23 protein-coding genes are annotated in these 22,239 nt (G+C 39.3%); 3 read left to right on the forward strand and 20 right to left on the reverse strand.

The features are described 5' to 3' along the window. Positions 1 to 13: 13 nt before the first annotated feature. From VCHSUH04_RS07995 to VCHSUH04_RS08035, 10 genes are all read right to left on the reverse strand, one after another. Positions 14 to 1,444: a [FeFe] hydrogenase, group A gene (locus VCHSUH04_RS07995; RefSeq protein WP_105086111.1), complete on the reverse strand. Its 1,431-nt coding sequence runs from the start codon at positions 1,442 to 1,444 to the stop codon at positions 14 to 16. A gap of 442 nt (positions 1,445 to 1,886) precedes the next feature. Continuing rightward, positions 1,887 to 2,261: a hypothetical protein gene (locus tag VCHSUH04_RS08000; protein WP_105086112.1), complete on the reverse strand. Its 375-nt coding sequence runs from the start codon at positions 2,259 to 2,261 to the stop codon at positions 1,887 to 1,889. Between the two features lie 78 nt (positions 2,262 to 2,339). Next, the gene (locus VCHSUH04_RS08005) at positions 2,340 to 2,705 is read right to left on the reverse strand and encodes a hypothetical protein (protein WP_105086113.1); all 366 of its coding nucleotides are present in this window, start codon (positions 2,703 to 2,705) and stop codon (positions 2,340 to 2,342) included. Positions 2,706 to 3,058: 353 nt separating this feature from the next. Next, positions 3,059 to 3,430: a hypothetical protein gene (locus VCHSUH04_RS08010; protein ID WP_105086114.1), complete on the reverse strand. Its 372-nt coding sequence runs from the start codon at positions 3,428 to 3,430 to the stop codon at positions 3,059 to 3,061. 75 nt (positions 3,431 to 3,505) lie between these two features. Continuing rightward, the gene (gyrA, locus tag VCHSUH04_RS08015; protein WP_105086115.1) at positions 3,506 to 5,980 is read right to left on the reverse strand and encodes a DNA gyrase subunit A; all 2,475 of its coding nucleotides are present in this window, start codon (positions 5,978 to 5,980) and stop codon (positions 3,506 to 3,508) included. A gap of 87 nt (positions 5,981 to 6,067) precedes the next feature. Continuing rightward, on the reverse strand, positions 6,068 to 7,072 hold the full coding sequence (locus VCHSUH04_RS08020; protein ID WP_199176442.1) for a virulence RhuM family protein: 1,005 nt from the start codon (positions 7,070 to 7,072) through the stop codon (positions 6,068 to 6,070). Between the two features lie 64 nt (positions 7,073 to 7,136). After that, positions 7,137 to 7,313, reverse strand: coding sequence for a hypothetical protein (locus VCHSUH04_RS10340; RefSeq protein WP_158251484.1), 177 nt, complete (start codon positions 7,311 to 7,313; stop codon positions 7,137 to 7,139). 249 nt (positions 7,314 to 7,562) lie between these two features. Then, a complete protein-coding gene (sfsA, locus tag VCHSUH04_RS08025; protein WP_105086116.1) occupies positions 7,563 to 8,723 on the reverse strand; it encodes a DNA/RNA nuclease SfsA in 1,161 nt (386 codons plus the stop codon). A gap of 207 nt (positions 8,724 to 8,930) precedes the next feature. After that, on the reverse strand, positions 8,931 to 9,794 hold the full coding sequence (locus VCHSUH04_RS08030) for a HigA family addiction module antitoxin (protein WP_105086117.1): 864 nt from the start codon (positions 9,792 to 9,794) through the stop codon (positions 8,931 to 8,933). Positions 9,795 to 9,810: 16 nt separating this feature from the next. Next, positions 9,811 to 10,107 (reverse strand): type II toxin-antitoxin system RelE/ParE family toxin, encoded by a 297-nt coding sequence (locus VCHSUH04_RS08035; RefSeq protein WP_105086118.1) that lies wholly within the window; start codon positions 10,105 to 10,107, stop codon positions 9,811 to 9,813. Positions 10,108 to 10,570: 463 nt separating this feature from the next. Between VCHSUH04_RS08035 and VCHSUH04_RS08040 the strand changes: the two genes are divergently transcribed. The 3 genes from VCHSUH04_RS08040 (at position 10,571) to VCHSUH04_RS08050 (ending at position 12,729) form a co-directional block, all read left to right on the forward strand. Then, a complete protein-coding gene (locus VCHSUH04_RS08040; protein WP_105086119.1) occupies positions 10,571 to 11,527 on the forward strand; it encodes a DUF1858 domain-containing protein in 957 nt (318 codons plus the stop codon). A gap of 1 nt (position 11,528) precedes the next feature. Continuing rightward, positions 11,529 to 12,194 carry a hypothetical protein gene (locus tag VCHSUH04_RS08045; protein ID WP_105086120.1) on the forward strand — a complete coding sequence of 222 codons (666 nt, stop codon included), beginning with the start codon at positions 11,529 to 11,531 and terminating at the stop codon, positions 12,192 to 12,194. A gap of 247 nt (positions 12,195 to 12,441) precedes the next feature. Then, positions 12,442 to 12,729, forward strand: a complete 288-nt coding sequence (locus tag VCHSUH04_RS08050) for a Cro/Cl family transcriptional regulator (protein ID WP_005384867.1) — start codon at positions 12,442 to 12,444, stop codon at positions 12,727 to 12,729. A gap of 122 nt (positions 12,730 to 12,851) precedes the next feature. On the opposite strand, the gene VCHSUH04_RS08055 is transcribed toward VCHSUH04_RS08050, so the two are convergent. The 10 genes from VCHSUH04_RS08055 to VCHSUH04_RS08100 form a co-directional block, all read right to left on the reverse strand. Beyond that, complete coding sequence (locus tag VCHSUH04_RS08055; RefSeq protein WP_105086121.1) at positions 12,852 to 13,373, reverse strand: nitroreductase family protein; 522 nt, start codon at positions 13,371 to 13,373, stop codon at positions 12,852 to 12,854. Positions 13,374 to 13,555: 182 nt separating this feature from the next. After that, positions 13,556 to 14,014 (reverse strand): OmpH family outer membrane protein, encoded by a 459-nt coding sequence (locus tag VCHSUH04_RS08060; RefSeq protein WP_060924853.1) that lies wholly within the window; start codon positions 14,012 to 14,014, stop codon positions 13,556 to 13,558. Positions 14,015 to 14,272: 258 nt separating this feature from the next. Next, positions 14,273 to 14,650, reverse strand: a complete 378-nt coding sequence (locus tag VCHSUH04_RS08065) for a GerW family sporulation protein (protein WP_005384862.1) — start codon at positions 14,648 to 14,650, stop codon at positions 14,273 to 14,275. Between the two features lie 155 nt (positions 14,651 to 14,805). Further along, positions 14,806 to 15,945: a hypothetical protein gene (locus VCHSUH04_RS08070; protein ID WP_105086131.1), complete on the reverse strand. Its 1,140-nt coding sequence runs from the start codon at positions 15,943 to 15,945 to the stop codon at positions 14,806 to 14,808. 29 nt (positions 15,946 to 15,974) lie between these two features. Then, the gene (locus tag VCHSUH04_RS08075) at positions 15,975 to 16,553 is read right to left on the reverse strand and encodes a cob(I)yrinic acid a,c-diamide adenosyltransferase (RefSeq protein ID WP_105086122.1); all 579 of its coding nucleotides are present in this window, start codon (positions 16,551 to 16,553) and stop codon (positions 15,975 to 15,977) included. A gap of 124 nt (positions 16,554 to 16,677) precedes the next feature. Beyond that, on the reverse strand, positions 16,678 to 17,631 hold the full coding sequence (locus tag VCHSUH04_RS08080) for a M23 family metallopeptidase (protein WP_105086123.1): 954 nt from the start codon (positions 17,629 to 17,631) through the stop codon (positions 16,678 to 16,680). Between the two features lie 12 nt (positions 17,632 to 17,643). Then, positions 17,644 to 18,165, reverse strand: coding sequence for a DUF4446 family protein (locus VCHSUH04_RS08085; RefSeq protein WP_105086124.1), 522 nt, complete (start codon positions 18,163 to 18,165; stop codon positions 17,644 to 17,646). Between the two features lie 119 nt (positions 18,166 to 18,284). Next, positions 18,285 to 19,550: a [FeFe] hydrogenase H-cluster maturation GTPase HydF gene (gene hydF, locus VCHSUH04_RS08090; RefSeq protein WP_105086125.1), complete on the reverse strand. Its 1,266-nt coding sequence runs from the start codon at positions 19,548 to 19,550 to the stop codon at positions 18,285 to 18,287. A 383-nt stretch (positions 19,551 to 19,933) separates the two neighbouring features. Beyond that, complete coding sequence (locus VCHSUH04_RS08095) at positions 19,934 to 20,863, reverse strand: ParB/RepB/Spo0J family partition protein (RefSeq protein ID WP_105086126.1); 930 nt, start codon at positions 20,861 to 20,863, stop codon at positions 19,934 to 19,936. 127 nt (positions 20,864 to 20,990) lie between these two features. Beyond that, positions 20,991 to 21,761, reverse strand: a complete 771-nt coding sequence (locus tag VCHSUH04_RS08100) for a ParA family protein (protein ID WP_105086127.1) — start codon at positions 21,759 to 21,761, stop codon at positions 20,991 to 20,993. Positions 21,762 to 22,239: the final 478 nt, after the last annotated feature.

Consider the following 22,239-nt stretch of genomic DNA (forward strand, 5'->3'; position numbering starts at 1 on the left):
CATCGTAATACGATTAGCCCTTATATTTAGGGGATGTTGGGCATGTTTCAGGTGTTACGTCTTTGCGATCACCAAGAACCGCACTGCGGTCTGTGTAATGTGTATGCAAAAGTTCATGTGCCTTATGGCCCAATGGTTCACCCAAGAAGTCTTTGTATAAGGCTTGGATTTCTGGATTTTCATAGGAAGCAACCCATTTGTAGTTCGCATCAGCTTCATAAAGACCGCCAATACGAGCTTCCTTAGTTTTCACAGCTTGAGGCAATTTAGTGCGCGGTTGACCGCCACCACCAATACAGCCACCAGGGCAAGCCATAACTTCGATGAAGTCATAGTGTTTATCGCTGTCTTTCAAGGCATTAAGGAAGTCACGTGTGTTTTTACCGCCATGCACTACCGCAACAGACAAGGTCACATCATCACCTAATTGAACAGTGGCCTCTTTAACGCCTTCCATACCACGAACGTCTTCGAGGTGTGTCAATGCATATGGAGGTGGCTCTTTATCAGTGATAAGCTTATATGCTGTACGCATAGCTGCTTCCATAACACCGCCAGTGTTACCGAAGATAATGGAGGCCCCAGTTTCCATACCGATTAAGTCATCGAATTGGGATTCTTCAATAGCATTGAAGTCGAGGTTTTCCTCTTGAATCCAACGGATGAACTCACGAGTTGTGATGGAAATATCTGTATCCATGCCAAGAGATTCGTCATCATAGAAACGAGCCGCTGCATTTTCTTCTTCCCGTTTTGTTTCTGCTTTTTTAGCAGTACAAGGATTTACAGATACGGATACGATATTGCTAGGATTAATGCCTTTTTTCTCAGCAAAATATGTTTTAATCATAGCTGCTTCCATAGCGATACAAGAACGTGTGGAAGACAAGTTAGGAATCAATTCAGGGAAGTAGATTTCCGCAAAGCGCACCCACGCTGGGCAGCAGCTTGTGAACTGAGGAATTTGACCACCATTTTTAAGGCGTTCTACAAGCTCAGACGCTTCTTCCATGATAGTTAAGTCTGCACCAAAGTTAGTGTCTACTACATAGTCTGCACCAAGTGCACGCAATGCGCCAACCATTTTACCTTCAAGGAATGTACCTGGTTCATAGCCGAAGCCTTCACCGATAGCTACACGAACAGCTGGAGCTGTTTGGATAACAACGATTTTTTCAGGATCTGCAAGAGCTGCTTTCACCTTTTCAAGCTCGGATTTAGCATGCATGGAGTCGAATGGACATGCAGCCGCACATTGACCACAGTGGATACATACTGGCACATCCCCATTTGCATCGAGATCGTAGTAGTCGAGTACGCTCATTACGTCAGCACAAGCGCGACGGCATAACGTACAGTTTTTACACTTAGAAATGTCGTGATAAATGGATGGATTGTCGAGCGCAATCGGCACGCGTTTATCGATAAATTCGTATTGAGACATGAGGACCTCCTCTAACAAACTAAAACTAGCAAACCTTTAAAAGAAATAGGCCAAACTACAGAGCACTGTGCTCAAAGCGTACTTCCACATCTTACCTTTAGTATACGCTATAGTGAAAGTTTATACTATGTAGAAATGTCACACTTTTGCGTAAAATTATGATCAATCAACCCTCTCTAGATGACATAATATTGCGCATGGCATTCTGCATAACATTGTGCGTGACATTATTGTACATAACATTCTACATGATATTATGCGTAAGAATATTTCAATAAAAGACAACTTACAAAAATGCGTAATAATATCCCCATTGTACCACGAATGGATAAATAATTCACCAAATTTTAGGGAATTAAAAGCAAATAAAAAACGCACGCCCTCAAATGAGAACGTGCGTATGTAGGCTTTCACTAAAAATCATAACCCTCGGAGGATCAGATTATTTGTCACCCCAGATAAGTGTGTATACAGCGTATGCAGGAGTACCTTGTTCAACCTTACGAGTAGATTTGTTAGGTTGTTCTTGTTTTACTACTTCGCCTTTTGGATTGTAAAGAGTAACCTTAAGGTCTTTTACTTCACGTTTTTTGTGATTGAACTCTTCAGTTACGATGTAATGGTAACCTTCGTAATCCATAGCTTTGATGTCCAAAACAGCTTTTTTATCATCTTTTTTAACAGAATCGTTATCGATGGACCAAGTGATGCCATTGCTATCAGTACCAACAGTATACCAATTTGCTGCATCAACACTACCGATACCACCAATCAATAAAGCGCCTGCTGCCAAAACAGCTGCTAATGTTTTTTTCATATGTTTACCTCTCGATTTAAATACAAGAATACGAAATCTAGTATATTCGATGAAACTAAATATTTTATGAAAGACAATTTACCAAATCAAGTGATACACGTGATCTAGATTACTTCCTTCTTGTATTTGTATTTTTGTATTCGCCAATGTTTCAGAGCCAATCATGTAGCCTTGTGGATTATATGTTGTAACATCAATAAGCTGCACTGTTTTATCAGCGCGATTGAATGTCATTGTATAAATGGAGTGATCTCCATTTGGATCTACAATCTTTAAACGCAATGTAGCTTGAGCATCATTTTTATTAACAGAATCATTATCGATGTAACCAGTGCGGCCAGCTTGGTCCGTTTCTAGTGTATACCAACTTTCAGCATGAGACACACCCACACCAGCACTAAATAACAAACCTGCTACAGCTAGACAAGCAAATAATTTTTTCATAACTAGTCTCTCCTGACTATAAAATTAAATAACTATGCAATCTACATACATAAATTCCCTACGCCTTCATTATAACACCATAATTGCATATTACTAATAAAAACACTATTAAATGCATAAATTATATAGAACCCCTAAGGAACGTCTAGCGAAGCCCCTATGGGCTTTAAATAATCCAATAGATTTGAAGGCTGGTATTCGCTCTGTAAGATTGGTACGAAAATAGAAAGCCCCGAACTATTCTGAAAACGACTTAGTTCACTATGGAGGCTTTCAGGATAGTTCGGGGCTACTTATACGTTCTGAATATCTAAATAGACAGAGCGAATATCAGCTTCTATTAAATTGTTGGATTATTTACCCCATAGGGCCTGCATAACTTCCGCGCCCATGGTATCTTCTTCAATTTTCGTAGGTTTTTGTGCTTCTTTACTGGACAACAATGCTACACCTGCAGCACTGTATACTGTTGTATCAAGTTCTGTCCATGTTTTTTCTTTACGATCGATGCGTACTGTGTAGATGTATGTGAAGCCTTCTACATTGTTAATTTTAACAAGTACTGTTGCCGCATCATCTGTTTTATATACAGAAGAGTTATCGATAAACCATGCTGCATCGTCAGCATCAGCATCGATATAATACCAATCAGCGGCACTCGCTTGGCCAAAGCCACCTACAAAGAAAACCCCTGCTGCAAACATAGCAGCTAACCATTTTTTCATTTCTAACTCCTTAACGCTAGAGACGACCATCTAAGATGGCCGCCCATAGTTTCTTACATATAGTATTAATACAAATTATTCTTCAGTTACATCTTCTTCGATTTCAGAACCTGGAATAACAGCAATGCTAGCTACTTTATCACCTTCGTCGAGGTTTTGTGTTTTCACACCAGAAATAGCTTTGCCTTTTTTAACAGCAATATCATTCATGTTGAAGCGAATAATCTTACCTTGTTCAGAGATAAGCATGATTTCGTCATCGTTATGAACAACCTCTACGGATACTACGTCCCCTGTTTTGTTCGTAATCTTGAAGTTCTTAGAGCCTTTACCACCGCGTTTTTGCAATGTATAAGCTTCCGCATCATTGCGTTTACCGAAACCTTCTTCGGAGATAGTAAACACTTGTGCTTCGCTTTCATCAGCATTAATAACACCAGCGCCTACCACTACGTCGCCTGCATTGAGTTTAATGCCGCGTACACCGTGAGCCGCACGTTTCATAAGGCGTACATCGCTTTCACTGAAGCGAATAGCGATACCCAATTTAGTACCAATCAAGATATCTTGGTTACCAGTCGTTACGTTGACGGAAATCAAGTGATCCCCTTCGTCGAGGTTGATAGCGTTGAGACCAGAACGACGGATGTTGCGGTATTCTTCGATAGCTGTACGTTTAACAACGCCAAACTCAGTTACCATGAATAAGTTTACATCTTCTTGAACACGTTCAAGGTCGATCATAGTCGTAACGGATTCGCCTACAGCTAGTGGCAATACGTTAACCATGGCAGTACCGCGAGAGTTGCGAGAACCTGCTTCTGGCACTTCGTATGCTTTGAGGCGGTATGTACGACCTGTGGACGTGAAGAACAATAATGTATTATGCGTGCGAACATGCATAATTTGCGTTACATAGTCGTCTTCCTTCGTCTTCATGCCGATAACGCCAGCGCCACCTTTATGTTGGTTGCGATATACGTTCGCGTTCATGCGTTTGATGTAACCTTGTTTAGTCAAGGTAATAACCATCTCTTCGTCAGCGATGAGGTCTTCTACATCAAGGTCGGACGTATCGATTGTGATTTCAGAACGACGAGGGTCGCCGTATTTCTTCTTCATATCTTCCAGTTCGTCTTTGATGATTTGACGTTGACGTGCTTCGCTAGCCAAGATAGCTTTCAAATCTTCGATCAATGCCAACAATTCCTTGTATTCCTCTTCGATTTTCTCGCGTTCCAAGCCTGTTAAACGACGTAAACGCATGTCGAGGATGGCTACTGCTTGTTTTTCTGAAAGCCCGAATTTTTGCATCAATGCGTTACGTGCGATTTCGTCAGTTTGAGAACTGCGGATCGTAGCGATAACTTCATCGATGTGGTCGAGGGCAATCAACAAGCCTTCCAAGATGTGTGCACGCGCTTCAGCTTTGTTAAGCTCGAATTGAGTACGGCGTACGATTACATTGAGACGATGATCTAAGTAGTAACCCAATACTTCTTTCAAATTCAATACGCGAGGATGACCATCTACGAGGGCCAACATAATCACGCCGAAAGATTCTTGAAGTTGAGTGTGTTTATATAATTTGTTAAGAACGATATCTGGTTGCACGTCAGCGCGCAATTCGATAACGATGCGCATACCTTGACGGTCAGATTCGTCGCGAAGTGCTGTGATGCCATCAATAACCTTGTCGCGGCTCAAGTTCGCAATCGTTTCGATAACGCGAGCCTTGTTAACTTGGTATGGGATCTCAGTCACTACGATTTTATGCTTACCCTTCGCCATTTCTTCAATGGTAGCACGAGCGCGCATTTTTACGCTGCCACGACCTGTGGAGTATGCTTTCTTAATGCCTTCCCGGCCCAAAATGAGCGCCCCAGTCGGGAAGTCTGGACCTTTGATTTGCGTCATCAATTCGTCCACAGTTACATCTGGATTATCGATGAGCATAGTAAGGCCATTACATACCTCGTTAAGGTTGTGCGGCGGAATATTTGTCGCCATCCCTACGGCGATACCGCTGGAACCATTGATGAGAAGATTTGGGATCTTCGCTGGCAATACGGTAGGTTCTTGCAAGCTTTCATCATAGTTCGGCATGAAATCAACAGTTTCCTTGTCGATATCAGCGAGCATTTCTTGAGTAATTTTTGCCATACGTACTTCGGTATAACGCATCGCAGCGGCACTATCGCCGTCGATGGAACCAAAGTTACCGTGGCCGTCTACCAAGAGGTAGCGCGTATTGAAATCCTGCGCTAAACGAACCGTTGCGTCGTAAACAGAGCTATCACCATGTGGATGATACTTACCAAGTACGTCACCGACGATACGAGCGGATTTCTTGTATGGTTTATTTGGCGTCATGCCTGTTTCGTGCATCGCGTACAAAATACGACGATGTACTGGTTTCAAGCCATCGCGCACATCTGGAAGAGCACGCATTACGATTACGGACATCGCATAATCGATATAAGCGTTCTTCATTTCTTTATCAATCTGAACGGGATGAATATTCCCGTGGGACCATTGTTGGTCTGCCACAATCTCACCTCATTTTACTAACACTGATTATAATACATCATAATATTATAGCATTTTTAGGGGCTAAAGGCTATAAACCCTTTATTATTAACTATATTCTTTCACAAACTTATCAAAATCAGAAATTACTTTCTGTTGTGTATTAAACGTTTTATATTCACTAACAGCTTTCTTCTGTGCTTGTGTCATAGAAATAAGTCCTTTGTTTGTTAGAATTTGATACTCATTAAAGTCTAAAAACTTATCTACACTTTCAATAAAAGCTTTCATAGTAAATGTTTCACGTCGTTCAATAATACGTTCTATATAATCAAAAAATGAAGATACCATTCGCTCAAGTTGTTCAATCTCTTCAACAGATAAATAATTTTTTGCTACGATTACATCCTTCTTATAAATCCGCCCTTCCGGTCCAGATTCCCACGTAGTCAATCCCATATGATCTTTTTTAGCATCTGCGTGACTATGAATGATCTCTGCAGCAGTTTGACCTGTAATAGCATAATGAAACTTATTCTGTATCGTTCCAAAAAATTCTCTAGTAATAGGTGATTGTGCATCATAATCGATTGCACACACAGCAAATATATCTGTCACTTGTTGATATATCCGTCGTTCACTAGCACGAATTGAGCGGACTCTTCGTAGCAATTCTTTAAAATAATCTTGTCCAAATGAACGTCCATTCTTTAGCATAACATCATCAAGAGCAAAACCTTTGATAATATATTCCCGTAAAACTCTTGTCGCCCAAATTCGAAATTGTGTTGCCTTTTTACTATTTACTCGATATCCTACGGCAATGATAGCATCAAGATTATAAAAATCTATTACCCGTTTAACAGTACGAGTTCCTTCTATTTGAACTTGTTCCATTTTGGAACAAGTTCCTAGCTTTTCTAATTCGCCGTCAGAATAAATATTATTTAAATGCTTGGATATAGCCTGTGGATTAACATCAAATAGTTTTGATATATCTTTTTGTGTCATCCAAAATGTTTCATCTTTGAATAGAACATTCGTAGAAACAGATTCATTCTCTGCTTGATATACAATCACATTTCCTGTAATCGCATTTTCTAAGGATGTCATATAATCCCCCTCTATATTTATATCTCATTTTATTTCATACTTATAAGCTATTCCTGCTTATTATTTAATGAGCTGCATGATATATCATATCGTCCAAGACCTTAACAAAGTCTCGTTCCACACCTGAAGTATCATTACCATTACTACCAATCCCTGTTAGCATGGTTTCTTTCCAGTCATTTTTTGCCATAAATCTAAATGAAATCAAATACTTAGCTTTTGTTTTATCCGCTTCTCCCAATTAGGGGCCCTGCCCCATGCGAGGTAAAAGTGCATTTGTTGTTAATAGGTGAAGCAACTAGTTAATAGAAAACATAGGTATGGATGGGACGGATTCACATATAAGGTTATAAAAAAGGGATTCCCTTATTGATGAGCGACTTAGGTCACTATGGAGCGAAGAGATAAGGGAATCCCTTTTTTAACAATCTCGCAGATTTGTGTTCGGGCCCCATCCATACTATTTTCGGTTATTCCCCATTAACAATAATCACTTAACTAGCGCATCCAATGTATTCATTCGGAAGTCTTCTATTACATCCATAAATTCCTTATCATGTATCGGATTTTCCGTCATCCCAAATAGGTGGCTTTTACAGTCGCAATCAGAGGATCCAAATTTCGGCACGTCCCATTCGGCAACGCCGCGGACCGCATCAGCGAGAGCACATTCCGCATCATCTAGGCTAGTGCGAATCGGCAGGCCTGCTATCATTTCGCAGTGACCGCGGAAGTAATCTAAATGCCAGTGCATTTTCTTCCGTTTTCGTTTATGGCGCTCAATGCGTTTCGTTAAATTCGCCTTCGCAGAGCCTACGTACATATAGTACCCCGCCTTGAAATGCATCAACCCTTTAGAACCGACCTCAAGGTCTAAATCGTGGTCCAGATGCATAACCATCACGTACACGCCGCTATCGTGAGCCTCTGTGTCGAGAATGCTATTCGGGTAAGAACATTCATGGGTTACAGTAGGCATGGTGAAAGTCTCATCCCACGCCACAGCAACGGCTTTCCAGTCTAAAGAAGGAGCTACCTCTTTAAAGGTTTTAGCGAACTCCAAATCTGTATGGTAGTCTGGCAAGAACCACTGCGCCCTATCCCATTGTACGAGGAATAAAACACCTGTGTGGTAACCTTCGTTTTGCAATTCTTTCAAATGTAATAAATGCTTGCGCCCTCGCTCTGTAATAGCATCAGGGAACATGGCGCCAGTTTTGGAGAATAGCGTACAAGACTTAACCTCTAGCAAGAACTCCTCGCCTTTATCATTGGTGAGGAGCAAGTCAAACCGCGATGATGTGCCATGTAGTTTAACCGTATACTCCCGCCGTACAACACGCCACTCCTCCCAGCCAGGAATGAGTTTATTTTCGATCAAATGCTGTGCTACATCATTGCTGTAGTTTGTATCGAGCATAATCACTACGCCATCGCGCTCGATGCCTACCACGCGGTATTTTGTCTTTGCATCAGGCTTATCGTGAGGCACGATATACATCGTTACACCCGTAAACAAGAGCTCCCACATGCGACCAGGATTTGGTAAATGAGCCAGCACGCTTTCACCATTTAAATCTAAGGTCACCACAAAACGATTCGGACGACCTGTATATTTTGCTTTTAAAATTGTATCGTAAAGGACTTTCATTGGTACTCCTATATCAAGAATATTCTATGTTTCTATTATACGCTATTTTGTTACAGGATGAGAGTCTTACGGATTGTACTTTGAAAGTCCTTACTGATTGTAGTTTTAAAGTCCTTATAACTTGCATGATGAAAGACCTAAGAAAATCCTAAGAAGTAACACCTAAAAAGGCCTAGGAAGTAACACCTTAACTATTCACAAAATGAATTAATAATTTACCACAGTTACAGGGTCATTATTACGGTATTTGCGATTACTACGTGGACAATCTCGTTCTAACAAGTTATGTAGCGCCTCACCCAATAATGTCCAAAAAGCATCAGAATCTTCCGTTGGTATACCAAGAACAATGGAGTTTCCTTTGGAATAGGTAATACATGTGGAGGTTATGTTATCAATAATTGGCAAATACACAATAATCACACCACATGCTGCTAACATATCCTTGAGCGGCTCTTTCACAGCAATTAAAGGTTCACTAGAAAGGTCCTTAATTTTTGGTATAAATTTTTCTAGTAACTCTGCATCGTAGGGATTTACTTCTACAAAGCGTGCCCTCCCTTTCGTGATTTGTACCAATGTATAAATCGCACTCTTTTTATCAGGCTCCATATCCTTAATATTTTCATATACCAAGGGCATAACCATTTCATTAGCTACATGTTTTAAAGAAGCTACCTCAAAAAACTTTTGTAGATTATTAACCTGCTCAGCTACCTTTTTTGTTTCTGGAACGATACCTAACCGAGCAAGTTTGGCATAACCAAAAGGTTTAGCAAAGTTGATTTCTTCATCAATAGAATTCTCATACTCTACTTTTAATATCTTTTCTCTGTAATTAGCTTCTAATCCATTCCAAAAACTTGCCTCTACACCAAATACCCGTTCAAGACGCATTGCCACATCCTGCGTTAGTGGTACCTCTCCATTAATGAGCTTACTAATGTGTTTCTCACTCATGTCCATTCGTGTAGCTAATTCTTTTTGCGACATATGTCTATCTTCTAAAACCTCTTTTATTGTCATTCCAGGCGGTATAGCAATAAAAGTTTTACTCTCATATATCTTCATATGTATATCTCCTATACTAATGATAATCAATAATTTCTTGAATCTCCACTACGTGAAACGTTCCATCAACATGTATAAAAATAAGTCTATAAGGATGTACTAAATCCATAGCATATTGAGTTTTGCGATCTCCAACCAACTTATGACACCGACCTACACCATTTAAAATCAAATCCTGAATAGATGTAGCAAAACGAAGTTGATCAATTCTTAAATGAATTTTACGTGCCATCTCACGTCCGTATGCGCGTCTGGCAATATCCGCATCTGTGCAAACTGTTTCTAACTTATTATTCTTATATCGTATATCCAATATGTCACCGACTCTCTCAAATCATAGTGAATGGTTGATACAATATAAATGGCCATTTATAATAATTTACCTAGTAGGTTAATTCTATTATACCTCTTCAAACACAAATGTAAATAAATGATTTACCAATTGGGTAAATTTAATAACACTATGTAGTATCAAAAATCATTTATGCTATTAATAATTAATATTGAAATTTTTCATTTTTGTAGCTTAGGTTACATTATTACGTGTTAAAATAGTTTATACTAGGAACATCAGGTCAGTATTTAATACCCGTACTGATCGTTACGCCGGGTTTTGATGAGGCATCGCCTAGTTGATCTCATCACGCTGTTCGTATACGTGCGAAGCTTTCACAAAACCCAATGGCGTGTAAAGATTATATACAAAGAATCATATAGATTAACTAAGTAGTTTTAGCCACTATTCTCCGCAGAGAGGGCTCGAGAAAGGATCTAACATGGCACAAATTGCAGCAAATTTACAACGCATTAAAAACGGTCAACGCCGTTATGCAATTACACCTCGCATTCCTGCAGGTTTCATTCAACCAGAACAATTACAAAAATATATCGACGTAGCCAATGAGTTCGGTGCCGTTCTTAAATTGACTGGCAGCCAACGCATTATGATTACGAATTTGAAAGCAGAAGACGTAGATAAAGCTTGGGAAATGCTCGGCATGGAGCCAGCGTATATGGTTTCTAACCGTGTGCGTAGCGTAAAAATCTGCCCAGGCACTACATTCTGTAAACGTGCTAAACAAGACAGCGTACATCTAGGTATGCAACTTGAACGCAAATATTTATCTCAAGAAATGCCAAGCAAAATGAAAATCGGCGTGGCCGGTTGTATTAACTCTTGTACTGAAAGCCGCATGAAAGATGTTGGTATTATCGGTACGGTAGAGGGCTGGAATGTTTACGCTGGCGGTAGCGGCGGTGCTCATCCACGCATTGGCGACCTCATCGCAGAGGTAGCAACTGAAAAAGAAGCTCTTGCATTAGTAGATCGTATCATTGCATACTATAAAGAAAACGCACAAATCGAGCGCATGGGCGAATTCATCGACCGCATTGGTTTAGAGGCTTTCAAAGCAGCTGTATTGGGCGACCTTGAAGGTGCTCCAGCTGAAAGCAAATCCGATGAACCAGCTGTGTTCTTACCTGGTCATGGCAATGACCCTGAACCAGAAGCACCACGCCTCGAAGCAGGTGCCCCTATTACACCAGACACAATCATTCGCGATATCGTAGATACATATCCAAATGTCGTGCCTGTGTTACAAAGCATCGGTATGGGTTGCCTTGGTTGCCCATCTTCTACAGCTGAGCCATTATGGCAAGCCGCAGAAATTCACGGTGTTAATGTATACGATTTAGTTCAAAAATTAGAAACAGCACGAAAAGGAGCTTAATATGTCCGCATTCTTAGGTCACATCCATTACTGGTTATATCGTAAAATCCAATTGCTCGTTGAGCGTGAAAACTTGATTTTAGAAAAAACAACTAAAGTTGTTGATGATTTGGCAGAGGAATTGCACTCTATCTCCGTAGATACATACGGCGAACCAATCAATCCAAGCATTCCACTGGAAAACATCATCGACCACGGCAATATCCATGGTTGGTTGGCTAACCAAATCAACATCGCATCCGTTCGCGAAGCAGCTTTCATCAGAGATTTGCTTGACACTAACTCCGGCGACGAAGCCGTACATGTAGTAACAGCTATTCTCGATGCGTTTGCAGTACAAGGCCAAGCATGTGGCGTTGTGGCTCAAGACAACCTTGAAGAACACACTGCTCCAGCGATTTACAATGCGTTGCAAAACTTCTACGTAAATGGCATGCCTTGCGATGGCGGTGACCAAGTGGTTTCTGAAAGCCCAGATGAGTTCACATGGGTTGGTGACCATAGATTACAAGTAGGCTATTGGCGTACAGCGGGCGTTGACCCTAAATTCATGGCTGTAGCTTACCAAACATGGTTCGAAGCTTTTGTAAAAGCTATTGATCCAGCATTTGAACTTGTAACGACTGAAGAAAACGGCACACGTTTATATTCTATTCGTAAAAAATAATCAATGACTATCTGATTACTTAAAGGGCTACCTAATCTCAGATATATGTACTAAAAACGAGCGTAATTTACGTTCGTTTTTTCATGTCTGAAATTTTCTATATATTTTTACAAAACTGTAGCTATAGGCACAGCATTGATAAGCAATATCATTTATAATATAAACATAAGGTAATTACACAAGTTAATTTAATTAAGTGATAGCGTTAGCTTTCAGAATATAAAAAGCTAGAATTAGGAGGTCTATTATGGCAGGCACAGTTAATCAAGAATTAGGTTTATTATTCCAAGGTCCTAACTATGTAATCGTAAAAAAAGGCGGCAAAGCCGGTGAAAAGGTGGAAAAACATAACCACCCAGAAGCAAATGTTATTTTTACAGTAGTAAAAGGTAAAGTACAAGTATTCCTTAACGAAACAGAAGAACATGTACTTATACCAGGCCAAGTATTAGAATTTAACGGTGACAACTACATTCAAGCTACACTTGTAGAAGACAGCGAATTCGTAGTAAACCTTATTCACAAACCAGAATAAATACTAAAAGAACCTACAAACACTATTAGAAAAGGCGGTTAATCGTACTTGATTAACCGCCTTTTTTGTATTACTTAAATTCTATAGTGCTTACATTTTATAGAGCTTACATTTTGAAGAAATTAAAAGGAATTATATATAGTTAGATCACTTACATCAAAGCGTTTTGTATGGCCCGGTGCCGGTACGCAATCGGAATGAGGATAACCGATTGGGAATATCGCTACAGGTATGATGTTATCAGGCAAAGCATAGGCTGCTCGTACTTTACGGGGATCAAAATGAGCAATCCAAGTTGTTCCTAAACCTATATCCGCTACAGTAAACATGAGATGAGAGCCTACAATACTAGCGTCTACTACCCCCATATCCGCATCATCGTATTCTCGTTTCCAACTCACTGTATTATCATAACAAACAATGATTGCCAACGGTGCATTGAAATGACCATTCGTGCAATCTTTTAGTTTATTAAGACTATCTGTCGTATTCAACACGAGTAAGCGTTGTGGCTGATAATTATGAGCCGTAGGTGCTAATCTCGCTGCCTCTAACAAGATATCTAATTTCTCTTGCTCAACAGGCTTCGTATCAAATTTGCGAACTGAATACCGCTCTGAGGCTAATGCTTTAAAATCTTTCATTAGATCTCACTCCTTAGTTGAAATAAGCTAATCTATTTTAAAGAAAACTCCTATATAATGCTTACCATATGTTATCTCTATACAGACTACTTCTGTTAATATATTTCTCTATCTTACTATAAAAGTCCTTTAAATCAAAAACCCCTTATCCGAGATTAGATAAGGGGTCATGTTTAGTCGTATTATTTTTTAAGACGGCTAATTACTTCGTTAGTAATGTTTTCGATTTTGCTGTTAGCGTCAGCTGCACGAATTGTGTATGGATCATCCAATACTACATCCATTTTTTTCTCAACACGAATAGTTTCAACTGCATTGTGAATTGCTTGCATCATAGGTTGAGCAATTTTGTTGATTTCATCGTTTTCTTTTTGAAGCAATGGAGCTACGGATTTATTGAATTCAGCTTCTGCTTGAGTTTGATCTTGAATTTTTTCAATTTCTTGTACTTTTTTCTCAATTTGTGGACGGTATTGAGCGTCTACTTGTTGCATTTTCATATCTAATGCACCATAGCCAGGGTAGCTATTTACTACTTGGCTCATATTTACTAAGCCAATGTTAGCAGCACTTGCTACTGCAGCAGTAGCAGACATAGCACCAACGATAGCTAGGGTAGTCAATTTTTTAGATAATTTCATCTGAAATCCTCCTCGATTAAAAGTGTCACTATACAATCCAATAGTGTACTATTTTTACTATAACAAATCTCGCTAACTTTCACAAGACTCTGTTACATAGGATAATAAAGCCCTATGAAATGCTTATGAAAGTCTATAAAAGTTAAAATAATACCCACAAGCATACCCTGAAGCTAAAATTACAGTCGCTACGGACATATTCAGAGCACACATGTGGGTATTACGGCTTTCACCTATTATTTATAATTCGACGTCGAATTATTGTTCATCGTTCAAATAAATGTATTTATCGGATTTCAATTTGGACACGAGGTCAGGCACCAAACCGATAAGACGATCGAAGCTGCTGCTATAAGGGTTGCCTTTAATGTTGAACAACTCAATGCGTTCGCCTTTAATAACGAGGATAGCGCTTGGTTCCATTTTGGCACCGCCGCCACCGCCGCCACATTCGTGGTTTTTGTTAGCAGTGTTGTGGTTTGTACCAGTACCAAAACCAAATGTTACGTCTACGAATGGAACAAGTGTAGTATCACCGATTTGCACAGCTTCGCCTACTACAGTTTCCACCTTAATCATATTTTTGAATTTCTCGAATAGGACTTCCAAATTCTCTTTTACATTACTGTTTTCCATCACAGTACCTCCGCTTTTTGTGAAAGTATCATTGCTGTACGTTCAATACTTAGGTTTTTATACTATGTATTTACTTCTATATGACATATACATTATTTGTAGACCTTATATATTGTCTTAATACAGCTCATTTACTTAGTTGACTTAATATATCCTTACGCTGTTTGACCTTGTTCGGCTTTCAGCTTTTCTAACTGCTTAGCTTCCTTCCGTTTAATCCAGAAGACGCGAGCGCTTTCACCCAATAGGGAACGCATTGGTTTAGATAACAAGAATCTTGTACCATGCCAAGCCATGACCGCTAAAATGATGCGCCCTTTAATATGACCACTACCTTCACCGGCCCAATTTACATAATCGAGCTCGATGTTCTCAGCTTGCTCAGGCCAAATACTGTACAGCATAGATGCGATAATCCCCATACGATATGGGTCACCGATACCAAATCGACCTTCTATGGCCACATCGCGTGGTTTAGAGTGATCATAGCATCGCTTCGAAACAAGGAATAGCTGGTGCCACAATTCTGTATTTTGTACATGTTTCATGAACCAGAATGTAGGAATTTTAGATTTAAATGATGCCACCGGATCGTTTGGATCTGGTTTTTCAAAACGATGTTTAACCGTCGTTTTGAGGTCTTTCACCTTCGTAAATACCTTTTCCTTGATAGAACCGTCACTGTTGAAAGTAACACGGCTCACTGTTTCGTCATCGCTTTTAATATGGGCTGTTGGATCTTGCTGAATGGAGTCATACCGATCAGCTCGAGCCTGTGCATCCATATCCTTAGAAGTTTGTTCAGGACGTTCAATGCGTTCATTTGGATTTTCAGATCTACCAGCCCCTGGTGATTCTTCATCACCAAAGGTAGCGTTAGAACGTTGAGAGCTCTTCAAATCTTCAAAGCTAGTGCCACTAGAGCTTGCAGAAGGACCTTGTCCGCCCCCTTGCATCGCCTTAGCAAAGGCTTCAGCTTGTGACATATCATCGTCTTCATCCACAACTTTTTGGTATTCTTCGTCTACACGATTTTCAAGCCATTCTTCATAGTCTTTCACAGGACCAATCTTGAGCATGCCCAAAATATATAATTCCTTAAAAAATGGTTTGTCCTGCAAATACGCTAGATGCAGTGAAAATACACGCCACAGCCATTTGACACGCACCTCGCCTCGATATGGCGAGCGTCCGTCAACTTCGATACTATATGTGATTGGTGTCAGTAGGATAATTAAGATGAGTGCTGCAATGATGGCCACAATAACGAGAGCCACAATAGCCACTGTACTCAACCACATCACCTCCTTAGGTGTACCTATGATTAGTTTTCAATACCTTTTCGAGCCATTACGCCTTGAAGGTAGTAATGTTTAACCTCTTTCATTTCCGTTACAAGGTCTGCCTCGTTGATTAATTCTTGAGGAGCCCCACGGCCCGTGAATACGAGTTCCGTTTCTGGATGACGAGCATCAAGCAAAGCCTTTGTTTTATCCCATGTAATGAGTTCAAAGAAGAGCGCCATGTTATATTCATCAAGAACGACAAGATCGTACTCTCCACTGCTAATAGCAGCCAGTGCGCGTTCGTAGCCTTTTTCGATGAGTGCTACATAATCTTTTGGCGGATTACCAGATTCAAAGACAACGACTTCATCGCCCCATTTAGCGAGTTCATCCTTACTTTTCATCCCTTCTTTGATGATAAAGAATGGCTTGCCTACGGTTTCTAAGGTTAAATTCTGTAAGGTAGGTAAAATAGTATGTTCACTATATACTTTAGATTTCATAAATTGCAAAAAGAGGACTTTCTTGCCAGCACCGATGGCACGGATAGCTAGACCGATAGCAGCGGTCGTTTTGCCCTTGCCTTCGCCGGTATAAACTTGTACATAGGCCTTCATAGATATACCTCCGTTCATATACTTTTATTTTACAATATATATATGCAAAAATAAAGAAAAAGAACTTGTTATTAGTGCATTTGCACGCATAACAAGTTCTTTATCCTATGAATTATGTTTTATTTTAGTTACTAATTGGTAAGAAGATCATAGGGTCTGTAGGAGATCCATTGAGGCGTACCTCGTAGTGAACGTGAGCACCTGTACTTTTACCAGTACTGCCCATCAAGGCAATGGTTTGACCTTGTTTTACGCTCATACCTACAGTTACCAATACAGCACTATTATGGCCATAACGTGTTACGAAGCCATTGCCATGGTCGATTTCAACAAGATTGCCGTAACCGCCTTCTGTATAACCTGCAAAGGTTACAACGCCCGCAGCAGTAGCTACAACTTGTGTACCATAGTCATCCGCAATATCTACCCCTTCGTGGAATGCACCGATAGCGCCCGTTACAGGGTCCACACGGCTACCAAATGGAGAGGTAATAACGCCCTTGCTCGGCCAGATACTTGGTGTAGTATTATTCGTAACACCACCAGAGCCAGCAGAGAAGTTAATAGATTGCATAGCCATAAGGTCTTGCGCCCCACCATCACGAAGGATATTACGCATTGTATAGAAGCTAACTAGCAATTTTTGTGCGTCCTTGTCCATTTTGGACAGACGAGCTGATAGTTGTGCCGCTGTTAGCGTCTTTACTTCGCTTTCATCAGCGGCTGGCTGCTTTGGGTCGCTACCGTCCCCGCCACCTTGAGATGGTGTGCCAGATTCAGCGCCCTTCAGCATTTGCTTGTTTTCTTCGCTAATTTGATTTAAATTTTGAATTTTCTTATCTAAAACATCTGTCTTTTGTTGTAACAATTTCAGCTGTTCAGATTGCAATTGTGTCTGTTGACGTAATTGCACCACCTCAGCTTGGCGCACGATGCCCCAAATGCCGAGAACCAATGCGGCGATAATTATGATAGAGCTTACAATAGCTGCTATCTTCGCTTGCTTGGTTGTTAATGTCAATATGCAGTTGTCACCATTTCTTTCAACTTTGTTTGAAATAAATGCCGGTACTTTCAATACAAACCTTCCTTATTTAGAAACGATGGCGCTCGTTAACGCTTCCTCATTGGTGCGCTCGCCCAACGCTTCGTTCAAACTCTCTAATTCTTCTTGTGAAAGACTTACGAGACTTTTACCTTTCACAATAGGTTTACTAAAAATACGGGATTCGCTACGACCGTAAATACTGGAGATACAGATACCGTTATTGTTGCCATCAAGCAATGTAAGCGCAAAAGACAAATCATTACCGATATTTTCAAAGGCATTATATTTAACAAAGCCAATTTTTTGTATCGTATTGCTTTGAATATTGCGGATCGCCGCTTGTTCGGTCATCATAGTCTCAAGACCCTTAGCAGCATCGCGAATTTCGCTAACCTCTACAGATAATTTACGTTCTAGGCTCGCACCATTGTCCCCTTGCATAAAGAAATCATATTTCTTTTTAAGGCTCCCTAAGCGAATGTGCAAGATTACACAATACACTAACAATGCTATTACAAGGACGATGGTCGCCATGCCAATCCACGGTTGAATCGATTCGAACATGTATATTCCTTCCTATACAATCATTCAAACTCCAACACTTAATTATACCATTCATATTGTGAAAGTTAAATGACTGCATACAATTTAATTTAATATATGTAATGATAGATTAATTATACCTACCCTTTTATTTCGTCAATAAATGGGCTTATCGCTCGTTCTAGTATACCATGTAGAGCCGCTATGAGTACACCGTAATTTACGATTGGTGTGCCTTGTACAACGGCACATTCAATGCGTCGTAACACCTCGCGGCGTGTGAGCATACAAGCACCACAATGAATGATTAAATCATACTGGGATACATCTTTTGGGAAGGCGCCCCCACTAGTAAATTCTAGCTGTAAATCTGTATGACCTTGCTTCTTAAGAAGATTAGGAATCTTTACAGTACCAATATCATCACATTGACGGCGATGTGTACAACCTTCACTGATAAGCACCTTAGAGCCTGGTTTTAAAGTCTTAATCGCTTCTACACCAGCTACTAAGTCTTGTAATTTGCCCTTAAATCGGGCCATCAAAATAGAGAATGATGTCAGCGGAATTGTATCAGGTGTCAATTCATCAACGCGATCAAAAGCTTGCGAGTCACAGATAACCATCTTGGGTGGATATTTAAGAGAGTTAATCATAGCAGGTAATTCTTCAGTTTGACATACTAACGCTAAGCCTTTATAATCCAATATTTCACGAATAGTTTGTACTTGTGGCAAAATAAGGCGGCCCTTTGGTGCTGCACTGTCGATAGGACATACAAGAATTATGGTATCCCCTTCTTCTACTAGGCCCTGTAATAGAGTTTGATCCCCTTCCACATCAAGTGGTGTTAACCCACCCAAGAGATCAAGTAATTCTAAACGTTTAACTTTAGATGTAAAATCAGCAGAGCCAATCACGGTAGCTAAATCAGATAATCCCTTATGAGTTTCTACATAAGTAGATGCATCTATTTTATTTTCTATGTTCTTTTCTTTATTATTTTCTTTATCAATTTCTGCATTGATTTCATTTATAAATAATGCAATAGGCACATTATTTTGTTTTAATAGGCCTAACCAATGCATATCATCAGTAGTTGGTTCTTCATCGGTACGAAGCACATAAACAGCGAGATTAATCTTTTTCACAACCTCTTCTGTTTTCTCCATCCGCAATGTACCTAATTCAGTTGTATCGTCTATACCAGCTGTATCGGTAATCACTACAGGACCTAATGGCAAAATCTCCATGGATTTGCTCACTGGATCTGTCGTTGTTCCTGCCACCTCAGATACAAGGGATACAGATTGATCTGTTAACATATTAATCAATGTAGACTTACCAGCGTTACAACGACCAAAAAAGCCTATATGTACGCGGTTTGCTTTAGGTGTTTGTTCCATAGTCTATCCTTGTTACTTAACATTTGTATTTCTTACAAAATATAGTTAATCATCTTACAACATGTATTATGATCTCTAAGTTATCTTACAATATTATTATAACTCAATAAAATACCTTATATACAGTAAAAGCGCAGTCCGTAGACTACGCTTTCACCGTGGATTGTAAATTGTATTTATATTATACAGAATTGTTATCTATTTGTCATTACTAAATTCACATAATTCATTCCAAATTTAGTATACCAATTATGTTATTTAATTAAAAATCCACTATATATAGTAATTATATAGTAATAAGAAGTAAAAGATTATCTATTGCTATTGCTATTGCTATTGCTATTGCTATTGCTATTGCTATTGCTATTGCTATTGCTAACAAATTATACTCTAAATTCTACAGTTTCAGTATCATCAGTATGATCTTGACCATCCATATATGCAATGAGACGTTCTAATTCTGCTTCAGAAGAGAAGGCAATTTCAATCTTACCTTGAACCTTTTTACCAGCACGGAATTTAATATTTACAGGAGAGCCTAAACTTAGTTTTAAACGGTCCATAAGAGCACGTACCTCTGCAGTACTTTGGGGCTTAGCGGCCTTTGTCTTAGGAGTTTTATTTTGCATAGACTTCACAAGAGCCTCTGCTTGACGTGCACTTAATTCGCCCTCTTTAATTCGTTCGGCAGCTTCTATTTGTTGTGCAGCACTACGAAGAGCCAACAATGGACGGGCTTGACCTACTGTTAAATCCCCTTCAATTAGGTCTTTTTGTACTGAATCACATAATTTTAACAAACGAACCATATTCGCAATATAAGAACGACTGCGACCTAAACGAGCAGAAATCATTTCTTGCGTTTGTTTATACGTATCCATTAGACCTTGGTATGCCAAAGCTTCTTCAATTGGATCTAACCCTTCACGTTGTAGATTTTCAACAAGAGCTACCTCTGTCATTTCTTCTGTATTATATTTCTTTACAATAACTGGTACTGTCTCTAAACCTGCAATAATAGCAGCACGGTAACGACGTTCACCAGCTACGATTTGATATTTATTCTTTTGTTTACGTACTACAATTGGTTGAAAAATACCAAGATTCTTAATAGATTCAGCTAATGTTGCTAAACTATCTTCATCAAAACTTTTACGAGGTTGATCTGCATTAGGAACTAACTCGGAGATTGGTAGTTCATGAATCTCCTTTTCAGGTAATACAGACTCTACCGTATCTACCTTCATTAAATTTCCAAGGCCCTTCCCCAAGCCGGATGATTTACTTTTCTTACTTTTTATGTCTCTAGGCATAACTAACCTCTCTCACCTTATATATGCGATTATATATCAATTTGTAGCACTCATTTATTTACTAGCCAAGATATTAGTCTAGTCATTTCAGCTATTTAACTAAACAATTAGGTATCTATTGAACTATTTATTTATCTTTTGAAGCTTTAATCACTTCTTTAGCTAGTTTAGTATATACGTCTGCCCCTTTAGATTTTGGATCATATACGATAATAGGTTCACCATAACTTGGAGCTTCGCTAAGACGTACATTACGTGGAATAATAGTCTTATACACTTTATTGCCAAAGAATTTTTTCACTTCATCAGCAACTTGAATTGATAAGTTCGTACGACCATCAAACATAGTTAACAAAACACCTTCAATTTCAAGATTTTTATTAGATGTTTGTTGCACAATTGTTATAGTTTTTACTAATTGACTAACCCCTTCTAATGCGTAAAATTCACTTTGAATCGGAATTAGTACACTATCTGCTGCTGTAAAGGCATTTAATGTTAGCAAGCCAAGGGATGGCGGACAGTCAATAATGATAAAATCGTATTCGTCACGTATTGGTGCCAATGCTTTTTTCAGCATTGTTTCACGTGAAACAACTGAAACGAGTTCCACTTCTGCTCCAGCTAATTGAATTGTTGCAGGCGCTACAAATAGCTTTTTAAGCATTGTAGGCTGAACAACATCAGCAATAGGTTCACCATCGATAAGAACATCGTGTACACAGAGTTCTAAATCATCTTTTTCAATACCTAAACCAGAGCTAGCATTACCTTGTGGATCTAAATCAACAAGCAATACTTTTTTACCAGCATCAGCCAAACAAGCGCTCAAATTCACGGATGTTGTTGTTTTACCAACACCGCCTTTTTGATTAGTAATAGCTATAACTTTGCCCACTTAATTCACCTCACATGTTCGTTCAAAATATTTCTTTTTAATTATAACATAAAACAACGATAATTACGGTAATTACAAATCAAATTCCATAAAAAAATATCTATATTTTTCTACTAACTACATTCTTTAATAATACGCATATTTAATCATATTAACAAATAATATGATTAAATCTTATTTTTAAACCTCATTTTGTATTTCTAAAAAGCTACTATAAGAATTTTAATTGTTTCACGTGAAACAATTCACCTTTATTTTTTTCATAACAAAATTTTGATTTAAATCATAACCACCCGTAGAACGGGTGGTTTGCTCTGACCCTATAAGGGTCTTTCTCTAGTGGTGGCCCTTTAAAGAGGGCATTGAATGATCTGACAACCACTCTATTACCACTGGCTGCCCCCTACTCGGGGGCTTTTATTTTGCCTATTTTACTGGCTCACCCGTAAACGGGTCGGTATATTCTTTAAAGTTTAAT

This window comes from Veillonella sp. T14073-2, assembly GCF_002959875.1.
GTDB lineage: Bacteria > Bacillota > Negativicutes > Veillonellales > Veillonellaceae > Veillonella > Veillonella infantium.

Bases quoted from the DNA above. Each gene is read 5' to 3' on its own strand.
- VCHSUH04_RS07995 (WP_105086111.1), bottom strand. From the start codon at position 1,444: ATGTCTCAATACGAATTTATCGATAAACGCGTGCCGATTGCGCTCGAC.
- VCHSUH04_RS08000 (WP_105086112.1), bottom strand. From the start codon at position 2,261: ATGAAAAAAACATTAGCAGCTGTTTTGGCAGCAGGCGCTTTATTGATT.
- VCHSUH04_RS08005 (WP_105086113.1), bottom strand. From the start codon at position 2,705: ATGAAAAAATTATTTGCTTGTCTAGCTGTAGCAGGTTTGTTATTTAGT.
- VCHSUH04_RS08010 (WP_105086114.1), bottom strand. From the start codon at position 3,430: ATGAAAAAATGGTTAGCTGCTATGTTTGCAGCAGGGGTTTTCTTTGTA.
- VCHSUH04_RS08020 (WP_199176442.1), bottom strand. From the start codon at position 7,072: ATGACATCCTTAGAAAATGCGATTACAGGAAATGTGATTGTATATCAA.
- sfsA (WP_105086116.1), bottom strand. From the start codon at position 8,723: ATGAAAGTCCTTTACGATACAATTTTAAAAGCAAAATATACAGGTCGT.
- VCHSUH04_RS08030 (WP_105086117.1), bottom strand. From the start codon at position 9,794: ATGAAGATATATGAGAGTAAAACTTTTATTGCTATACCGCCTGGAATG.
- VCHSUH04_RS08040 (WP_105086119.1), top strand. From the start codon at position 10,571: ATGGCACAAATTGCAGCAAATTTACAACGCATTAAAAACGGTCAACGC.
- VCHSUH04_RS08045 (WP_105086120.1), top strand. From the start codon at position 11,529: ATGTCCGCATTCTTAGGTCACATCCATTACTGGTTATATCGTAAAATC.
- VCHSUH04_RS08050 (WP_005384867.1), top strand. From the start codon at position 12,442: ATGGCAGGCACAGTTAATCAAGAATTAGGTTTATTATTCCAAGGTCCT.
- VCHSUH04_RS08055 (WP_105086121.1), bottom strand. From the start codon at position 13,373: ATGAAAGATTTTAAAGCATTAGCCTCAGAGCGGTATTCAGTTCGCAAA.
- VCHSUH04_RS08060 (WP_060924853.1), bottom strand. From the start codon at position 14,014: ATGAAATTATCTAAAAAATTGACTACCCTAGCTATCGTTGGTGCTATG.
- VCHSUH04_RS08065 (WP_005384862.1), bottom strand. From the start codon at position 14,650: ATGGAAAACAGTAATGTAAAAGAGAATTTGGAAGTCCTATTCGAGAAA.
- VCHSUH04_RS08075 (WP_105086122.1), bottom strand. From the start codon at position 16,553: ATGAAGGCCTATGTACAAGTTTATACCGGCGAAGGCAAGGGCAAAACG.
- VCHSUH04_RS08085 (WP_105086124.1), bottom strand. From the start codon at position 18,165: ATGTTCGAATCGATTCAACCGTGGATTGGCATGGCGACCATCGTCCTT.
- hydF (WP_105086125.1), bottom strand. From the start codon at position 19,550: ATGGAACAAACACCTAAAGCAAACCGCGTACATATAGGCTTTTTTGGT.
- VCHSUH04_RS08095 (WP_105086126.1), bottom strand. From the start codon at position 20,863: ATGCCTAGAGACATAAAAAGTAAGAAAAGTAAATCATCCGGCTTGGGG.